The 16,105-nt window shown below is 44.8% G+C and carries 16 protein-coding genes; 13 read left to right on the top strand and 3 right to left on the bottom strand.

Annotation, left to right across the window (positions count from 1 at the left end; genetic code table 11):
• The first annotated feature begins 351 nt into the window (after positions 1-351).
• The gene (gene mobI / locus B6N13_RS08255) at positions 352-795 is read left to right on the top strand and encodes a conjugative transfer protein MobI(A/C) (RefSeq protein WP_011788453.1); all 444 of its coding nucleotides are present in this window, start codon (positions 352-354) and stop codon (positions 793-795) included.
• 10 nt (positions 796-805) lie between these two features.
• On the opposite strand, the gene umuC is transcribed toward mobI, so the two are convergent.
• Positions 806-2,074: a translesion error-prone DNA polymerase V subunit UmuC gene (umuC, locus tag B6N13_RS08250; RefSeq protein ID WP_169459045.1), complete on the bottom strand. Its 1,269-nt coding sequence runs from the start codon at positions 2,072-2,074 to the stop codon at positions 806-808.
• Positions 2,075-2,081: 7 nt separating this feature from the next.
• Positions 2,082-2,531, bottom strand: a complete 450-nt coding sequence (gene umuD, locus B6N13_RS08245) for a translesion error-prone DNA polymerase V autoproteolytic subunit (RefSeq protein WP_011788455.1) — start codon at positions 2,529-2,531, stop codon at positions 2,082-2,084.
• Here umuD and B6N13_RS23345 point away from each other — a divergent pair.
• Together B6N13_RS23345 and B6N13_RS08235 are read left to right on the top strand one after the other, a co-directional pair.
• Positions 2,530-2,682, top strand: a complete 153-nt coding sequence (locus B6N13_RS23345) for a hypothetical protein (protein WP_169459042.1) — start codon at positions 2,530-2,532, stop codon at positions 2,680-2,682. The genes umuD and B6N13_RS23345 overlap by 2 nt on opposite strands.
• Positions 2,683-3,170: 488 nt before the next feature.
• Complete coding sequence (locus B6N13_RS08235) at positions 3,171-4,076, top strand: 3'-5' exonuclease (RefSeq protein WP_011788456.1); 906 nt, start codon at positions 3,171-3,173, stop codon at positions 4,074-4,076.
• A 63-nt stretch (positions 4,077-4,139) separates the two neighbouring features.
• Here B6N13_RS08235 and B6N13_RS23665 read toward each other — a convergent pair whose 3' ends face one another.
• Positions 4,140-4,271: a hypothetical protein gene (locus B6N13_RS23665; protein ID WP_262593537.1), complete on the bottom strand. Its 132-nt coding sequence runs from the start codon at positions 4,269-4,271 to the stop codon at positions 4,140-4,142.
• Here B6N13_RS23665 and B6N13_RS08230 point away from each other — a divergent pair.
• The 10 genes from B6N13_RS08230 (at position 4,218) to B6N13_RS08185 (ending at position 16,100) form a co-directional block, all read left to right on the top strand.
• Positions 4,218-4,463: a hypothetical protein gene (locus B6N13_RS08230; RefSeq protein ID WP_348981534.1), complete on the top strand. Its 246-nt coding sequence runs from the start codon at positions 4,218-4,220 to the stop codon at positions 4,461-4,463. The two genes, B6N13_RS23665 and B6N13_RS08230, sit on opposite strands and share 54 nt — an antisense overlap.
• Before the next feature lie 321 nt (positions 4,464-4,784).
• Positions 4,785-5,708: a WYL domain-containing protein gene (locus tag B6N13_RS08225; protein ID WP_011788458.1), complete on the top strand. Its 924-nt coding sequence runs from the start codon at positions 4,785-4,787 to the stop codon at positions 5,706-5,708.
• Between the two features lie 113 nt (positions 5,709-5,821).
• The gene (locus tag B6N13_RS08220; RefSeq protein ID WP_011788459.1) at positions 5,822-8,245 is read left to right on the top strand and encodes a class I SAM-dependent DNA methyltransferase; all 2,424 of its coding nucleotides are present in this window, start codon (positions 5,822-5,824) and stop codon (positions 8,243-8,245) included.
• Between the two features lie 6 nt (positions 8,246-8,251).
• Positions 8,252-9,541: a restriction endonuclease subunit S gene (locus B6N13_RS08215; RefSeq protein WP_011788460.1), complete on the top strand. Its 1,290-nt coding sequence runs from the start codon at positions 8,252-8,254 to the stop codon at positions 9,539-9,541.
• 9 nt (positions 9,542-9,550) lie between these two features.
• Entirely contained in the window at positions 9,551-10,714 is a 1,164-nt protein-coding gene (locus B6N13_RS08210) for a DUF4268 domain-containing protein (RefSeq protein WP_011788461.1), read from the top strand.
• A gap of 14 nt (positions 10,715-10,728) precedes the next feature.
• On the top strand, positions 10,729-13,746 hold the full coding sequence (locus B6N13_RS08205) for a type I restriction endonuclease subunit R (RefSeq protein WP_011788462.1): 3,018 nt from the start codon (positions 10,729-10,731) through the stop codon (positions 13,744-13,746).
• Positions 13,747-13,768: 22 nt separating this feature from the next.
• Positions 13,769-14,854, top strand: a complete 1,086-nt coding sequence (locus tag B6N13_RS08200) for an ATP-binding protein (RefSeq protein ID WP_011788463.1) — start codon at positions 13,769-13,771, stop codon at positions 14,852-14,854.
• Positions 14,855-14,876: 22 nt separating this feature from the next.
• The gene (locus B6N13_RS08195) at positions 14,877-15,428 is read left to right on the top strand and encodes a helix-turn-helix domain-containing protein (RefSeq protein WP_000811851.1); all 552 of its coding nucleotides are present in this window, start codon (positions 14,877-14,879) and stop codon (positions 15,426-15,428) included.
• 128 nt (positions 15,429-15,556) lie between these two features.
• Entirely contained in the window at positions 15,557-15,730 is a 174-nt protein-coding gene (locus B6N13_RS08190) for a hypothetical protein (protein ID WP_000224748.1), read from the top strand.
• Position 15,731: 1 nt separating this feature from the next.
• Positions 15,732-16,100, top strand: coding sequence for a metal-dependent hydrolase (locus tag B6N13_RS08185; RefSeq protein WP_011788464.1), 369 nt, complete (start codon positions 15,732-15,734; stop codon positions 16,098-16,100).
• Positions 16,101-16,105: the final 5 nt, after the last annotated feature.

Raw genomic sequence — 16,105 nt, 5'->3', positions numbered from 1 at the left:
GGTGCATTGGCGGTGGGCAGAAAGGTGACAAATCCTTTCATCTATCTGCCTATTGCATTTTCGCAAAAGTATGAGAATAGGCGCTGTTTGGCGGCGGATGACTGAGCCAAAAAAATCGAGACGCCAAACGTCGTTTGCATTCTGGCCTGAACTCGCCAAACGGTTTGTATCTTCATGACGATACGTCTTTTTAGGCGTTTTTAAGTGAAATCGGGCTGTATCCCTTGTCAGGTATGGGATTGCGCGAGTTGATTTATATCGAGACGCCAAACAGTGATTGTGACGGTAGTTTTACGTTTGGCGTTTCGATCCAAAAGCCAAACGGATAGTGGTTTTGGCTTTTGGGGTTAATTGGGTGAGGAAATTGGTTTGGTAGAAATCGTCAATGAACAATGGAAAGCAGAGGTATCAGATTTACTTCAGCAAGAAACGGACAGGCTAAAAGCACTGGCAAGAGCTGAAGTTGATGACTTTTGGGTTACCCATTACAAGGTTCGAGAGAATGAGCCCTTTAAAGATTGGGGCCTGCTTGGTGTCCGTATCAGAGACTTTAAGTATGGCTTTGGCATAGAGTGGTACATCAACAGTTTTCACGGTCAACGAGGCAAGCGCGTGGTCTTTAGTAAGGGACTGCGTATTTCAAAGACGAAGCTGAGATACGCATTTTTGGACTGCCAAGGTCTAGCCAAAGAATGGGAGTTAGCGCTGGCCATGGAGAAAGAAGAATTCTTCAGTGATGTTCGACGCCAAGTAGATAAGCTCAACATGCTGCGTCGCAGAGTGAATGCCTATTGAGTTAACTGCGCTACTTCACTCTCGGCAACTGGTCCCAGCGTGTTGTGTAGGCGGGAGACAAATGCTCTCGCTTCATCGACCAATCTTTCTTCGTACCTTGTCCAGCAAAGAAAACCTTTCCGGCACCGCTTTGGTTAATGGTGTCCAATACAGACATTAACTGTTGGCTATTAGAGCGGGTCGATACGTCATCGAATAGTCCTGGTTGAAACATGCTAGGATCGTAAAAGTCAGACAGCATGACGCCCGCTTTGGCATAACGAAAACCATCCTTCCAAATTCGCTTGAGTAAGTGATTGGCCAGCTCGATAAAATCCCGCGTATCGCAACTGGGGATCAGTAACTCACCGGATGCGGAATTGCTGTACTGCGGCTCGTTGTCCTTAAAGGGGCTGGTTCGTATGAACACGGTCATCACTTTGGCTTGCTGCTGTTCTTTGCGTAGCTTCTCCGTGGCGCGGGTTGCGTATTCGCATACGGCCTCACGTAACAATTCAAATTGCGTTACTTTTGCGCCAAATGAACGGCTACAGACGATTTGCTTCTTAGTTGGCGGGATCTCTTCAAGTTCAATGCACGACTCACCATTGAGCTCTCTGACGGTTCTTTCTAAAACCACCGAAAACTGGTCTCTGATGGCTCTAGGAGAGGCATTGGCGAGGTCTAAGGCTGTGGTGATACCCAACGTATTTAAACGCTTAGAAAGCCGTCTACCAACGCCCCAAACATCATCAACCGGAACTAATGCGAGCAATCGACGTTGCCGTTCTGGATTGGTCAGGTCTACAACGCCCTGAGTGGCTGGATACTTTTTAGCGGCATGGTTTGCCAGTTTGGCGAGTGTTTTAGTCGGTGCAATCCCTACACAGACGGTGATCCCAATCCAGTGGCCTATGCGCTCTCGCACTTGTTGTCCGAACTCGACAAGAGATATGGCAGACTCAATACCGGTTAAGTCCAAAAACGCTTCGTCAATGGAGTAAACCTCTACTCGTGGTGCCATCTCTTCCAAAGTGCGCATCACTCGACTACTTAAATCTGCATACAGCGCATAGTTGGACGAGAATGCCAAAATACCATTGCGCTGCATTTCAGCTTTTATTTGAAAAACGGGTACGCCCATTTTAATACCGAGTAACTTAGCTTCACGCGAGCGTGCAACCACGCAGCCGTCATTGTTGGACAGCATCACAACCGGCGTATCTTTTAAATCAGGACGAAACAGCTTCTCACAACTGGCGTAAAAGTTGTTGCAGTCCACCAAGGCAAATACAGGCATGGGCTAGTCACGACTTGCGGCGCATGTTTCGCACCACATTGGTAACCACGCCAAATATCTCTAACTCTGTCCCTTCAGGAATATGGATGGGCTCATACGCTTGGTTTCTTGGGATCAACTTGACGCACGGCCTTAGTTGAAGCTCCTTTACCGTGAGTTCACCATGGATACCCGCGATGACAATGTCACCGTGTTCGGCTTGGACAGAGCGATCAACCACCAAAATATCATCTGGGTGAATCCCGGCATCAATCATTGAATCACCTTCAACACGCACAAAGAACGTTGCAGCCGGTCGCTTGATGCACAGCTCGTTAAGGTCGAGCGTTTGCTCAACATAATCCTGCGCTGGTGAGGGAAAACCAGCAGAAACACGTTCCATAAACAATGGAATACGAAGGCGCTTGGCTTTGATGAAGGCAAGTGCGCCGCTACGGCCTATCAGCGAGACACTCATGACGAACCTCGAAAAATCACAATTAGTACTGTTTGTTTATACAGTATCTAATGCTATGCTGATTTCTACAAGTAAAATTGTAGGTAAAACTGTAGTTGTTCGAGTAAGACGTTGTGTCGTGGGTGATTTCTTTTTTGTGATGAAAAACTAGATGTGGGGATTGCTCGCGCTCGCCAAAGCCTGCAAGGCTTGGACAATACTGCTTCTGCCTACTGCTCTTGTTTCTGTTACTGATCCTGTTACTGCTACTGGTTAACGCATGGGTCAAGTAACCGTCAAACAAGGCTTGTTGAACCCTTTGCAAAGGGTTTAAAAACAGTTAGTAAAATTCTGCTTCGTATTGAATTTACTGGCTTAAAGCGAAGTCAGGAGCATCATTAAAATGCTCAGTCGAACTCAGTTAAAGCCTTTTTCAACCGTTTGAAAAGGGGTTGGCTAAGCCATACGTAAAGGGTATCGGTAAGGGTTACCTAAACGGTTTAGCTAAGGCTTTCTGAAAGGCTTAGTCAAAGCCTTCATACATAGGTTCACCCAGTAGAAAGATTAAAAAAACGCTGAGGTATCCAAGGTGCATTTTGTACAACCTGTGGCACAGTTAAATAACCCAAAGCGAACAATAGAATTGAAGAGGAACCATCAATGACAAGAGCCCCTGCGCCATTTCCGCTAGAGCGCCTCGCGGATATCCCAGAAAGACCAGAAGATTTTAGATTGCTGGAGCGTATTCCATTAACGCGTGAGCCGCAGACTTGGCCACTTGAACTTTCTCCTGTGGTCGGTGATGAACGGCCAATGGTGCTGCTCGATACAGAGACAACCGGACTGTCTGCCGATGACGAGTCCATTATTGAGCTTGGTATGGTTAAGGTGCTTTACAGCCCCTCTGCTAAGCGGATTGTGTCGATTGTTGATGTGATCAGCCTGTATGAAGATCCCGGCAAGCCAATCCCCGAGCTGATTACCGAGTTAACCGGTATTACCGATGATATGGTTCAAGGCCAGCACATTGATGATTCACTGGTAGCGAGTTGGTTATCCGATGATCCGCTGGTGGTTGCACACAATGCGCAGTTTGATCGTCCTTTCTTTGAAAAGCGGTTTGCTGCATTAGGACATCTATCTTGGGCCTGTTCAGCCAGTGGCATAGATTGGAAGGCGCTGGGTTTTGAAAGTCGAAAGCTTGAGTACCTGCTGCTTCGCTTAGGTTGGTTTTATGAAGGACACCGAGCTGCAACTGATTGTTTCGCGATGGCCTGGTTGTTCCATTTGTTGCCCGAGTCCGTTGCAAACTTGTTGTCTGAAGCAGACAGGCGAACTGTGTTAGTTCGTGCGTTTGGTGCGCCGTTTGACGTAAAGGACTATTTGAAAGAGCGTGGTTACCGCTGGCATGACGGTGTTAAAGGTGCCAACAAACATTGGTGGCGCGAAATCAGCGAAGACGAGTTGCCGCAGGAACAAACTTACCTGGATGATTTGTATCATCGTGGCTCAGAACATGCCCACTATGACTACAAAGATGCCCGTAATCGATTTAAAGCTTTGTAGCTCTCTACAAGGTAAGCCTTGCATATTTGAAAACCTCTGGAAAATGGAAAGTGAACTCATGGTTTAACCAACAAGAGGAATCTTTCCATGTACCAAGACACCTACATTGAATACTGGGGCGAAATCTTCGTCTCTGCCCGCATCATTGAATTTGGCATCACGTTCGAGCGCTTTCTTAAAGATCCATGGAAGCACTTGATGTCTTGTGGCCAAGAGTCTGCACCAGACGCGATTGCTGAAGGGATGCTGCCATTGCTGCCTGCCCAGGCAGAAGTTGCCAGGCGCGTTCGAGAGAGTGAGCAACGAGTCCTGATGTCTACAGAGTCGGACAAAGGGGGATCTCAGCGCGGTAACATCGTGGTGTCACTGGTTCGGGTAGCGCATTGATTGATAGCAACTATCATCGATGGCACCAAACAAGGTCTTCACGCCCATACCTGAGCGGCAATTGCAATCCAGATCAAAAAGTTGCCGCTTAGTCTTCCCTACAAAATAATTTGTGATAGGATGATACCTAATAAAATTAATTAGGTTGAAGCCTATTCAGTGTTTTATGACCATCTGTCCAGCTTCAACCGTTAGAGATTGCTAAGTCATTGCGGATTAAGAGCAGCATTGAGTGACACTATTCAATGTGATTACGCCATGACGGTCCTTACTTTATAAGCAGAGTATTAAGAATCTGGTTGAATTGGATAAACAAGACGCATGACAAATGATGGTCTGAAACAAACGGTAGTGGCGAAGTCAGATAGGCTTTCGCAGATAGCGCAGTTGCCACAAGCAACCAGGGATCGCATTGCCCACATCGATTTCACCTTATTGTTTAAGGGAGAAGCGGTACGGGCGGATTTAGTCGATCGCTTCAGCATAGCCGCTGCACAAGCAACGAAAGACTTCACAATGTACCGAGAGCTTGCACCAGGCAACATTGAGTATGACCAAAAGCTCAAATTGCATAAGCGTGGTGAAGCTTTTGCCCCATTGTTCGAGTACGACGTTGTGAGAACACTGGCAACCATTAGCCAAGGGTACGGTGATGGCTTCACTGGCAAGGTAAAACCACCCCTTGCTTGTGAAGCGCCTTATCACCTCAACAAGCCGAGTTTATCGATAGTGGCGAAAGTCACCGAGGCCATAAACAAAGGCAAAGCCTTGAGCATCACCTATGTGTCGTTATCGAGCGGTGAAACAACGCGTGAAATTGTACCGCATACGCTGGTGGACAATGGCCTGCGTTGGCATGTTCGTGGTTTTGACCGCAAGCATGGTGAGTTCCGTGACTTTGTATTGACCCGCATTAAAGCTGCGGTTGTGCTTGAAGATTCCACTTTGTCTGAAACGGAGCTCGAAACCCAAGACCGGCAATGGAACAGATTTGTAGAGCTTGAGTTAGTGCCACACCCACGTATTGAGCACAGCGAAGCGATAGAGCTGGACTATGGCATGACGGGTGGCGTTCTAAAGGTTGAGATTAGAGCAGCAACCGCTGGCTATTTGCTACGCCAATGGCATGTGGATTGTTCTACGGAACACTCATTAATGGGCTTTGAGTATCAGCTTTGGTTGCGTAACAGCCAGGCTCTTTATGGTGTCACAAACTTAAGTATTGCGCCGGGTAGAACAAGTTAATCGAACGATGTAGCGACCATTGAGACGTTACATAAAGAACAGAATTTTAAATTTATAGTGAAGCCGTTGCAGCAACCTAGTGGGGTGCAACCAACACTGAACAGGAAAAGAAAATGGATCATAGTGTACATAACAAGCTCATCTCATTTATTTGGAATATTGCCGACGACTGTTTACGGGATGTGTACGTTCGCGGTAAGTACCGTGATGTGATTTTACCTATGGTGGTATTACGACGTTTAGATACGTTACTTGAACCCACCAAAGAAGCGGTGCTTGAAGAGGTAAAGTTCCAAAAAGAAGAGATGCAAGCCACGGAGCTTGATGATGAACCATTGAAGGCGGCCAGTGGCTATGTCTTTTACAATACATCTAAATGGACGCTGAAATCCCTATTCAACACCGCAACAAATAACCAACAGATATTACTCGCCAACTTTGAAGAGTACCTGCTTGGCTTTAGCGATAATGTTAAAGAGATCATTGAATGCTTTAACCTTAAATCGCAAATTCGTCACATGGCCTCAAAGCAAGTCCTTCTTGATGTCGTCGAAAAGTTTGTTTCCCCTTACATCAATTTAACTCATGAAACGGTCGAAGACCCGGATGGCAACAAGATGCCAGCCCTTACTAACCTGGGTATGGGTTATGTGTTCGAAGAGTTGATCCGCAAGTTCAACGAAGAAAACAATGAAGAAGCAGGCGAACACTTTACGCCACGTGAAGTTATTGAACTGATGACGCACCTGGTGTTTGACCCTGTGAAAGACCAGTTGCCGCTTACCATGACAGTATATGATCCTGCGTGTGGTAGTGGTGGTATGTTGACTGAATCTCAAAACTTCATTGAAGAGAAATACCCTAACGACAGCCGTGATGTTTACCTTTACGGCAAAGAGATCAACGACGAGACCTACGCGATTTGTAAATCGGACATGATGATCAAAGGCAACAACCCTGAGAACATCAAAGTAGGCTCAACCTTGTCTACCGATGAGTTCGCGGCTTCACGCTTTGACTTTATGTTGTCTAACCCGCCATATGGTAAGAGTTGGGCGTCTGAACAGAAGCACATTAAAGACGGCAGTGATGTGATTGACCCGCGTTTTAAGGTTAGCCTGAAAGACTATTGGGGAAATCTCGAAGTGGTGGATGCCACGCCACGTTCAAGTGATGGCCAGCTGCTCTTCTTAATGGAAATGGTCAACAAGATGAAAGATCCAAGCGTAAGCCCATTAGGCAGCCGGATTGCTTCTGTTCATAATGGCTCATCGCTCTTTACCGGTGATGCGGGCGGTGGCGAAAGTAACATTCGTCGCTTCATCATTGAAAACGACATGCTAGATGCCATCGTTCAGTTACCTAATAACCTGTTCTATAACACCGGCATTACCACTTACATTTGGGTGTTGAACAACAATAAACCCGAGGCACGTAAAGGTAAGGTGCAACTGATTGATGCTAGCTTGCTATACCGTAAGTTGCGTAAGAACTTAGGTAACAAAAACTGCGAATTTGCGCCTGCGCACATCACGGAAATTACCGATACTTACCTCGCGTGTGTGGGCGTTGAAAGAGCACTTGATGCAAACAATGATCCTGTTGGCATAGCCAGCAAAGTGTTTAGCAATGACGACTTTGGCTATTACAAAGTCACTATCGAGCGCCCAGACCGCCGAAGAGCCAAGTTCACTCAAGACGCAATAGCCCCACTGCGTTTTGATAAGCAGCTTAGTGAAGTGATGGAGTACGTGTACGCAGAGCACGGCGAACGTGTTTACGAAAAAACTGGCTATGGTACTGAAAAGAAAAAGAGCTTCTTGAAATCCATTGAGAAAGACATTCTTTCTTGGTGTGAAGATAACGACATCAGTCTCAATGCCAAAGCTAAAGCAAAACTGCTCGATGTGAAACATTGGCTGGCGCTTAAAGCATTGCTTGAAACGGCAGAAACGCTGATGGCTGACATCGGTAGCATTGAATTTGATGACTTCAATAGTTTTAAAACCCAAGTTGATAAATCGCTAAAAGCCCATGCTATTAAGCTTTCAGCACCTGAGAAAAATGCCATCCTGAACGCGGTGAGCTGGTATGACGAAACCGCCAAGAAAGTGGTGAAAAAGATCGTTAAATTAACGGGTGATAAATTAAACGACCTGCTGGAGCGCTATGAGTGTGAAGTCGCTGACCTGCCAGATTTTGGTTATTACCCCGTTCCTACAACAGAAGGCGGCAAAAAAGGCGAGTTCATTACTTACGAGACCAACTCAGACCTGCGTGACACAGAATCTGTCCCACTGAAGCAAAGCATTTACCTGTACTTCCTAGACGAAGTGAAGCCTCATGTTGATGAAGCATGGATAAACCTAGATACGGTAAAAATTGGCTATGAAATCAGCTTCAATAAGTATTTCTACCGTCATAAACCGCTGCGTAGTTTAGAGGAGGTCGCAACCGATATTATCAACCTAGAACAAAAAGCCGAAGGTCTTATTGCGCAGATATTGGGCGTCGCAGTAGAAAAGGTTCAGGGGTAAGCAGTTATGATAAATATTGCTGAAATGCCTAAATATCAAACTTACAAGGACTCTACCGAGGGCTGGATTGGTGATGTACCGGAACACTGGGATATTAGAAAGTTAAAGCATCTCTTTTATGAAAAGAAGCATCGGCCAAATATGAGCTTGAATAGCGGTGCTATTAGTTTTGGAAAAGTTGTTACAAAAGATGATGAAAAGATATTACTGAGCACTAAAGCCTCTTATCAGGAGGTATTATCTGGTGAGTTTTTAATAAATCCGTTAAATCTAAATTACGACTTGATTAGTTTGAGAATTGCTCTTTCAGAAATCGATGTGGTTGTTAGTGCAGGATATATCGTCATTAAAGAAAAGGAAGAACTGCAAAAGCAGTATTTCAAATATCTTTTGCACAGATACGATGTTGCTTACATGAAGCTATTGGGTTCAGGGGTACGACAAACAATTAGTTTTAACCATATTGCGAATAGCTTGCTGGTATTTCCACCTCTAGAAGAACAATCCCTTATTGCCAACTACCTCGAAAAGAAAACAGCACAAGTAGACGAAGCTATAGCTATCAAAGAACAGCAAATTAGCCTGCTTAAAGAGCGTAAGCAGATCATCATCCAACAGGCGGTGACCCAAGGGCTTGACCCCAATGTGCCAATGAAAGACTCCGGTGTGGATTGGATTGGTAAGGTTCCAGCGCATTGGGAAGTCCGTCGTAGCAAGTTTGTATTTACTCAAAGAAAAGAGCGGGCTTGGAAAGATGACGTACAGCTTTCTGCAACTCAAGCTTATGGTGTTATACCGCAAGACCAGTATGAAGAGTTAACGGGTAAACGCGTTGTCAAAATTCAGTTTCATTTAGATAAAAGAAAGCACGTCGAAAAGGACGACTTTGTAATCAGCATGAGAAGTTTCCAAGGCGGCTTAGAGCGTGCCTGGTCGCAAGGATGTATCCGGTCCTCCTATGTAGTCCTGAGAGCATTAGATGAAATTGATCCTTCTTTCTATGGGTATTTATTAAAGCTACCCTCTTACATCGCAGCTTTGCAGCAGACAGCAAGTTTCATTAGAGATGGTCAAGACCTAAATTTTGACAACTTTTCAAAGGTTGACTTGTTTATTCCGCCCATTGAAGAGCAAAAAGAAATAGCTAACTACGTCAGCGCTTTTATGAAGTCTTCTGATGAAGGCATTGAGTTGCTATTTGCACAAATCGAAAAGCTCAAAGAATACAAAACCTCCCTGATCAACAGCGCCGTGACAGGGAAAATAAAAATCACCCCAGAAATGATTGAGCAATAGGACGCGATTATGTTCACGGTAAATCATCAAACCAACAGAATCAGTCCTGTTAGGACAAAGAAGTTCAGTGAGTTGGGCTTTACAGAGCGCAAGCATCTTCAGGAATGGTTGGCACACGAGCCTTCCGCACTGGGTGAAGAGCTACTGATTATTCAAAAGGAGTTTGATGGCTTTGATGATACCCGTGAACGCCTAGATTTACTGGCACTGGATAAAGATGGCAACTTGGTCATTATTGAAAACAAGCTGGACGACAGTGGCCGAGATGTGGTGTGGCAGGCGCTTAAATATGCCTCGTACTGTGCAAGTTTAACCAAAGCGCAAATAGTTGAAATTTACCAGCAGTACTTAGACCGCTATGAGCCTGTAGCAGGAGAGGTTGACCTGTTAAATACCCCTTCAAGTGCTTCGGCGAGAATATGTGAGTTTTTGGATGCGCCCGATCTCGATGAGTTAAAACTCAACCTGGGTAACAGCCAGCGCATTATGTTGGTTGCGGCAAACTTTCGCAAGGAAGTGACCAGCACAGCGCTATGGTTATTGGGTCAAGGCATTAGCATTGCCTGCTTCAAAATCACTCCTTATTCACTGGGTGAACAGCTACTGATTAATATTGACCAGATCATCCCAACGCCAGAAGCGAAAGAGTTGATGATCGGTATTAATGCTAAGGAAGCGGAAGAAAAAACCACCGAAGTGGTACTAAAAAACCGCCATACCGTGCGTCGCGAGTACTGGGAGCGTGCCTTAGAGGCGTTTCAGAAAAGCTCTTGCCAACTCTATAACAATATTAGCCCAAGCAAAGATCATTGGTTATCAGCAGGCTCAGGGCTAAGTGGGTGTCCGTATAACCTGATATTTCTGCAAAAAGAGCTTCGAGTAGAGCTTTGGATCAGCCGTGGGGTTACCGAAGAGAATAAATACCTTTTTGATTTGTTGAGTCAGTCCAAACAAGACATTGAGCATACTTTTGGTGCAGAACTTGAGTGGATGAGACTGGATGAGAAGAAATCTTGCCGTATCCAGTTTTCGACCAAAGCTGATGGGTTTAACAAAGAGACTTGGCCCCAAGCGGTTGCGTGGCACTTAGAGCAGATGACAAAGTTAGAAAAAGCCTTGAAAGGACCGCTGCAAAAAGCGGCTGAGGCAATGAAACAGAAGAATTTTGATTAAGGGAACTTACAATTATGGTCAGTCAAACCAATGAACAAGCATTAGAGTCGGCCATTGAGAAATGTCTGGCTGGGATCAGTACTGAAGAGCTCAAAGAGGGGCTGAGTCAGCAGTCACTGGGTGCTGGATACTTCATTGGTGCTGCTAGTGACTTTAATATGCAATATGCCATTGATGAGCGTTTTTTCTGGCAGTTTCTGCAAAAGACACAAGAAGAAGAGTTGGCCAAACTGCAAAAGAACAACCCCTCAGATTGGCAGCGTAAGTTACTTGAACGATTTGACCGACTGATTAAGAAGCATGGCATTCTGCATTTACTTAAGAAAGGGCTAAGCGTAGACGATGCTCATTTCAATTTGCTCTATCCAGCCCCTTTGGCGAGCAGTAGTGAGAAGGTAAAGCAAAACTTTGCAGACAATGTGTTTAGTTGTACTCGCCAAGTGCGCTATTCCATGGCAAATCCCCTACAAGAAATCGACATGGTATTGTTTATCAACGGAATACCATTGATAACGCTGGAGTTGAAGAACGCATGGACGGGGCAAACAGCACGTTATCACGGCCAAAAGCAGTATCGAGATGATCGAGATGCAACGCAAGCCTTGCTGACCTTTGGCCGCTGCCTAGTGCATATGGCGGTCGATACCGACGAAGTGTATATGACCACCAAGTTATCAGGTGGCAGTACCTTCTTCTTGCCGTTCAATAAAGGACACAATCTTGGACAGGGTAATCCACCTAACCCAACTGGCCATAAAACGGCATACCTATGGCAAGAAGTATTCACTAAAGAAAGCTTGGCGAATATTATTCAGCATTTTGTGCGTCTGGATGGGTCAAGCAAAGATCCATTACCAAAGCGAACCTTATTCTTTCCTCGATACCACCAATTGGATGTGGTGAGAAAATTGGTAGACCATGCCGCCCAGCACGGTGTCGGTCAGACTTACTTAATTCAACACTCTGCCGGGTCAGGTAAGTCTAATTCGATTACCTGGGCTGCTTATCAGTTAATTGAAACCTATCCTGCATCGTCTGATGTGGCCGGTGGAAAAAGCCTGGAGCAGCCGTTGTTTGACTCTGTGATTGTGGTCACCGATAGACGCCTATTGGACAAGCAGCTGCGGGATAACATTAAAGAGTTTTCTGAAGTAAAGAACATTATTGCCCCGGCGAACAAGTCATCTGAGCTTAAGCAGGCGCTGGAGAATGGCAAAAAGATCATTATAACGACGATTCAGAAATTCCCGTTCATTATTGATGGTATCGCCGATCTTAGTGACAAGCGCTTTGCGGTGATCATCGATGAAGCACACAGCTCACAGTCTGGTTCGGCGCATGACAATATGAACCGAGCGATGGGCAAGTCTGAAATCGAAGAGGCAGAAGATGCTCAGGATAAAATCCTTCAGGCGATGAAATCGCGCAAGATGCGCGGGAATGCATCGTATCTGGCATTTACAGCGACACCAAAAAACAGCACTTTGGAGAAATTTGGTCAACGCCAAGAAGATGGCTCTTTCAAGCCGTTTCACTTGTATTCGATGAAACAAGCCATTGAAGAAGGCTTCATCTTGGATGTGCTGGCAAATTATACGACGTACAAAAGTTATTATGAGATTGAGAAATCAATCGCTGATAACCCTGAGTTTGATACCAAAAAGGCGCAGAAAAAACTCAGAGCTTATGTAGAGCGAAGCCAGCAAACGATTGATACCAAGGCAGAGATTATGCTGGAGCATTTTGTTCCACATGTCGTGAATGCGAAAAAGCTCAAAGGTAAAGGTAAGGGAATGGTGGTCACTCAAAATATTGAGACGGCCATTCGATACTACAAAGCGATTAGGCGGATACTTGAGGAGCAAGGAAACCCGTTTAAAGTTGCCATTGCTTTCTCAGGAATCAAAGAAGTTGACGGTATTGAATATACCGAAGCGGATATTAATGGTTTTGCCGAGTCAGATACCAAAGATATGTTTGATACCGATGAGTATCGACTTTTAGTGGTTGCGAACAAGTATCTGACAGGCTTTGACCAGCCTAAGCTTTGCGCCATGTATGTGGACAAGAAGCTCGCCAGTGTCTTGTGTGTACAGACATTATCTCGTCTCAATCGAAGTGCGCCAAAATGGGGTAAAAAAACTGAAGACTTGTTTGTTTTAGATTTTTTCAACTCGGTTGAAGATATTCAGTCAGCATTCGATCCTTTCTACACAGCAACTTCATTGTCCCAAGCTACAGATATAAACGTACTGCACGAGTTGAAAGATGAAATGGACGATGTCGGTGTGTACGAGTGGTATGAGGTTGAAGACTTTGTGACGCGTTATTTCAAGAATGAAGACGCCCAAACACTCAGCCCAATCATTGATGTTGCAGCAGCCCGGTTCGACCATGAGCTGGAGCTTGAAGCTGAAGCTAAAGTGGACTTTAAGATTAAAGCCAAACAGTTCGTTAAAATCTATGGGCAGATGGCTTCTATCATGCCTTATGAAATGGTCAGCTGGGAAAAACTGTTTTGGTTCCTGAAGTTTTTAATACCGAAATTGAAAGTGGAAGATCCTGATGCAGATGCTATTGATGAGCTTCTTGATTCTGTCGATCTGAGTTCATACGGTTTGCAACGTGTGAAGCTTAACCACAGCATTAAACTTAGTGACCAAGAAGCGGAGCTTGATCCTCAAAATCCGAACCCACGTGGGGCGCATGGCGGTGAAAAAGAAACTGACCCGCTGGATGAAATCATTCGCACATTTAATGAGCGATGGTTCCAGGGCTGGAGTGCCACACCTGAAGAGCAAAAAGTTAAGTTTGTGAACATCGCTGAGAGTATCCGCAATCACCCAGATTTCGAATCTAAATACAAAAACAACCCAGATCCTCATAATCGAGATTTGGCTTTCGAAAAAATGCTCAAGGAAATTATGCTGCAACGCCGTAAAGATGAACTTGAGCTCTACAAGTTGTTCGCAGGAGATTCAGCATTTAAAGCGTCGTGGACGCAAAGTATGCAACGAATGGTAGGTATGTAGGTAGGAAGAAAGGAGTGATGGTTTGCTGAAGGCAGTCTCAGAGTTGTTAAATGGGTCACCAGGCCTGAAAGGACGTCAAATTGCCAAGGAGCTGGGACTGGATAAGTCTCAAGTGAACTCGTTTCTTCACAAAAACCAGGATACGTTTGTGAAAAATTCAAATCATGAATGGTGCTTGATACGGGCTCAGCATGTGGAAATTGATTTCGCTACAGGTTGGATTGATGATAAAGCCTTTGAGAGTGCTATCGGTAAGCTTGCGTATCAAAAAGATGCAAACAAGATAACATTTAGATTCGGCATCGATTGTAAGTTTTTGCTGATAGCATTGGCCCGTTTTCTTGCTCTCGCGAATCAGCTTACTGCGAATGGTAAAGATGTGGTGATGGATACTACAGCATGTCCTAATACTCACAGTTTTTTCAGCAGAAATGGCTTCTTTGATTATCTTAATCAAAGTGTCACTTGTCTTCCTGAAAGGCCCGTTTTGTCAGCTGCTAAAACTTATCGGGATAATAGCGATACCTTGGTCGAACTAGGAGAAATTGCACAGCCAACCCAAAACAAGGAGCTTGTAATTCGTTTGGGCGACAGGTTTGTAGAGCATTCTTCAGTTAGCTATTTCTTAGCGGCTAAGACTGTTTTTTCAGAGCTTGTAGGCAACGTTACTGATCACAGTGAATCCAAAATACCTGGACTAGCAGGTCTGCAAGTGTATCGACCGTATAATAAACCAAAGCATATTCAAACAGTCATATCCGACTCTGGTTTAGGTATTGCCGCTACCTTGAGAACAACGTTACAAAGTGAACATCCGAAGTTGTACGCACAGTTTTCAGCGGAAAGTGTTGAGAATGACATTGCGCTCGTTCAAAAAGCATTTACATCTGGTGAGGTTAGTCGCTTTGGTAAAGGCCGGGGGCTAGGCTTTAAGAGTAGTCGAGAGCACGCTAGCAAAGAGAAAGTTATCATTGTTATTAGGCAGCTAACTTTCTCATTGGCTTTGGAATACTCGAAGGGACAACTTATCAATGTTTCTGAAGATCGAGGGTTGGTCCCTATCACAGGAACCCACATCTGTTTTGACTTCTATGTTGACAATTTCTGATAAATAGTGTCAACTTAAGCAGATGAAACAGTTAACTCATAAAATTCTTCTTTCAGAAGTCGTAGGTTCTGACCATGCCTTTGGTAACGATGAAGGTAGTGAAGCCTATGTGAAGATTAAAAAGATCGTTGATGGTCACCCATCATGCGATATTTTTGCTATCAGCTTGGAAGGCATTCGATTCACTGATGCTTCTTTTCCTCGTGAAAGTGTAATCTCGTTGGCTAAAGCATTGAAAGGAGAAAAAGGTTTTTACCTTTCTAATGTACCGAGTCGTGACCTTCTGGATAATTGGTCTTATGGCGCTACAGCCAAGGATCAACCTCTTCTAGTCAAGAGCGATAGCGGTTACGAAGTGCTTGGTGTAAAACTCAGTGCGACTGTCAAAGAGCTTCTAGATTTTGTTATTGCAAAAAAGACAGTGACTTCGTCACATGTATCTAAGCACTTTGACATTTCAGCACAGAATGCCAGTGGTCGATTAAAGAAGCTTCATGCTACAGGTCTTGTGTTAGGTCAAAAAGAAGTGGCAGAGTCAGGTGGACTGGAATTTGTCTACCGATCAATTGTGTAGTTTTTTTGGTTTTCTGGTTAATCTGCTTGCGTTAATCAGAATATAAGTTTATTATTTGATCAGATCCTTTGGATCTTTTTTATTAATATCTGATAAATGTGATTAAGTTAAGCAGAATAGGAGGCTTTATGGCTACAAATCCCCCATCAGGTGACGGACACAGAAACGGTGCCGTTAAAGGTAGATCTCAGACTCAGACGCCAAGCGGACATTGGGTAAAGCGAGATGCTGATACTGGTCGATTCATGGATGTAAAGACATCTGACAAAACGCCTTTTAAAGGCGTCAGGAAGGAGAAATAGTTTGGCTAATGGTAAAACCCATTTGGTCGTCGGGGCTGCGGTTGGTTTAACCGTTGCCCTAGCGGACAACAAAAAACAAGCTGTCAGTCACCATCCTGTAACTGCCATTACGGTTGGCTCTCTATTTGGCAAGCTTCCAGATATTCTGGAACCCTCTTTGGGTAACCCTCACCATCGCCAGTTTTGCCACAGTCTATTGGTGTTAACTGCACTAGGTGTTGGTCTCAAACATTTGTATGAGTGGCAACCGGAAGAGGCAATTGATAAGTGTCTTCGCGGGCTTGGGCTAATCGCTGGATGTGCTTATGTCAGCCATTTGCTCTGTGATGCGACAACACCGCGCTCACTTCCTTTAATTGGCAAACTATAGGAGTT

It is taken from the genome of Marinomonas sp. UCMA 3892, from assembly GCF_012726345.1.
In the GTDB taxonomy this organism is placed as follows: domain Bacteria; phylum Pseudomonadota; class Gammaproteobacteria; order Pseudomonadales; family Marinomonadaceae; genus Marinomonas.
Note: the sequence above shows the minus strand (reverse complement) of the source record. Positions and strands in the feature narration are given on the sequence as shown.

What these genes read in the sequence shown, in the direction of transcription:
- B6N13_RS08235 (WP_011788456.1), top strand. Translation starts at nt 3,171, where the DNA reads ATGACAAGAGCCCCTGCGCCATTTCCGCTAGAGCGCCTCGCGGATATC.
- B6N13_RS08225 (WP_011788458.1), top strand. Translation starts at nt 4,785, where the DNA reads ATGACAAATGATGGTCTGAAACAAACGGTAGTGGCGAAGTCAGATAGG.
- B6N13_RS08220 (WP_011788459.1), top strand. Translation starts at nt 5,822, where the DNA reads ATGGATCATAGTGTACATAACAAGCTCATCTCATTTATTTGGAATATT.
- B6N13_RS08195 (WP_000811851.1), top strand. Translation starts at nt 14,877, where the DNA reads ATGAAACAGTTAACTCATAAAATTCTTCTTTCAGAAGTCGTAGGTTCT.
- B6N13_RS08215 (WP_011788460.1), top strand. Translation starts at nt 8,252, where the DNA reads ATGATAAATATTGCTGAAATGCCTAAATATCAAACTTACAAGGACTCT.
- B6N13_RS08190 (WP_000224748.1), top strand. Translation starts at nt 15,557, where the DNA reads ATGGCTACAAATCCCCCATCAGGTGACGGACACAGAAACGGTGCCGTT.
- B6N13_RS08205 (WP_011788462.1), top strand. Translation starts at nt 10,729, where the DNA reads ATGGTCAGTCAAACCAATGAACAAGCATTAGAGTCGGCCATTGAGAAA.
- umuC (WP_169459045.1), bottom strand. Translation starts at nt 2,074, where the DNA reads ATGCCTGTATTTGCCTTGGTGGACTGCAACAACTTTTACGCCAGTTGT.
- B6N13_RS23345 (WP_169459042.1), top strand. Translation starts at nt 2,530, where the DNA reads ATGACGAACCTCGAAAAATCACAATTAGTACTGTTTGTTTATACAGTA.
- B6N13_RS08210 (WP_011788461.1), top strand. Translation starts at nt 9,551, where the DNA reads ATGTTCACGGTAAATCATCAAACCAACAGAATCAGTCCTGTTAGGACA.
- umuD (WP_011788455.1), bottom strand. Translation starts at nt 2,531, where the DNA reads ATGAGTGTCTCGCTGATAGGCCGTAGCGGCGCACTTGCCTTCATCAAA.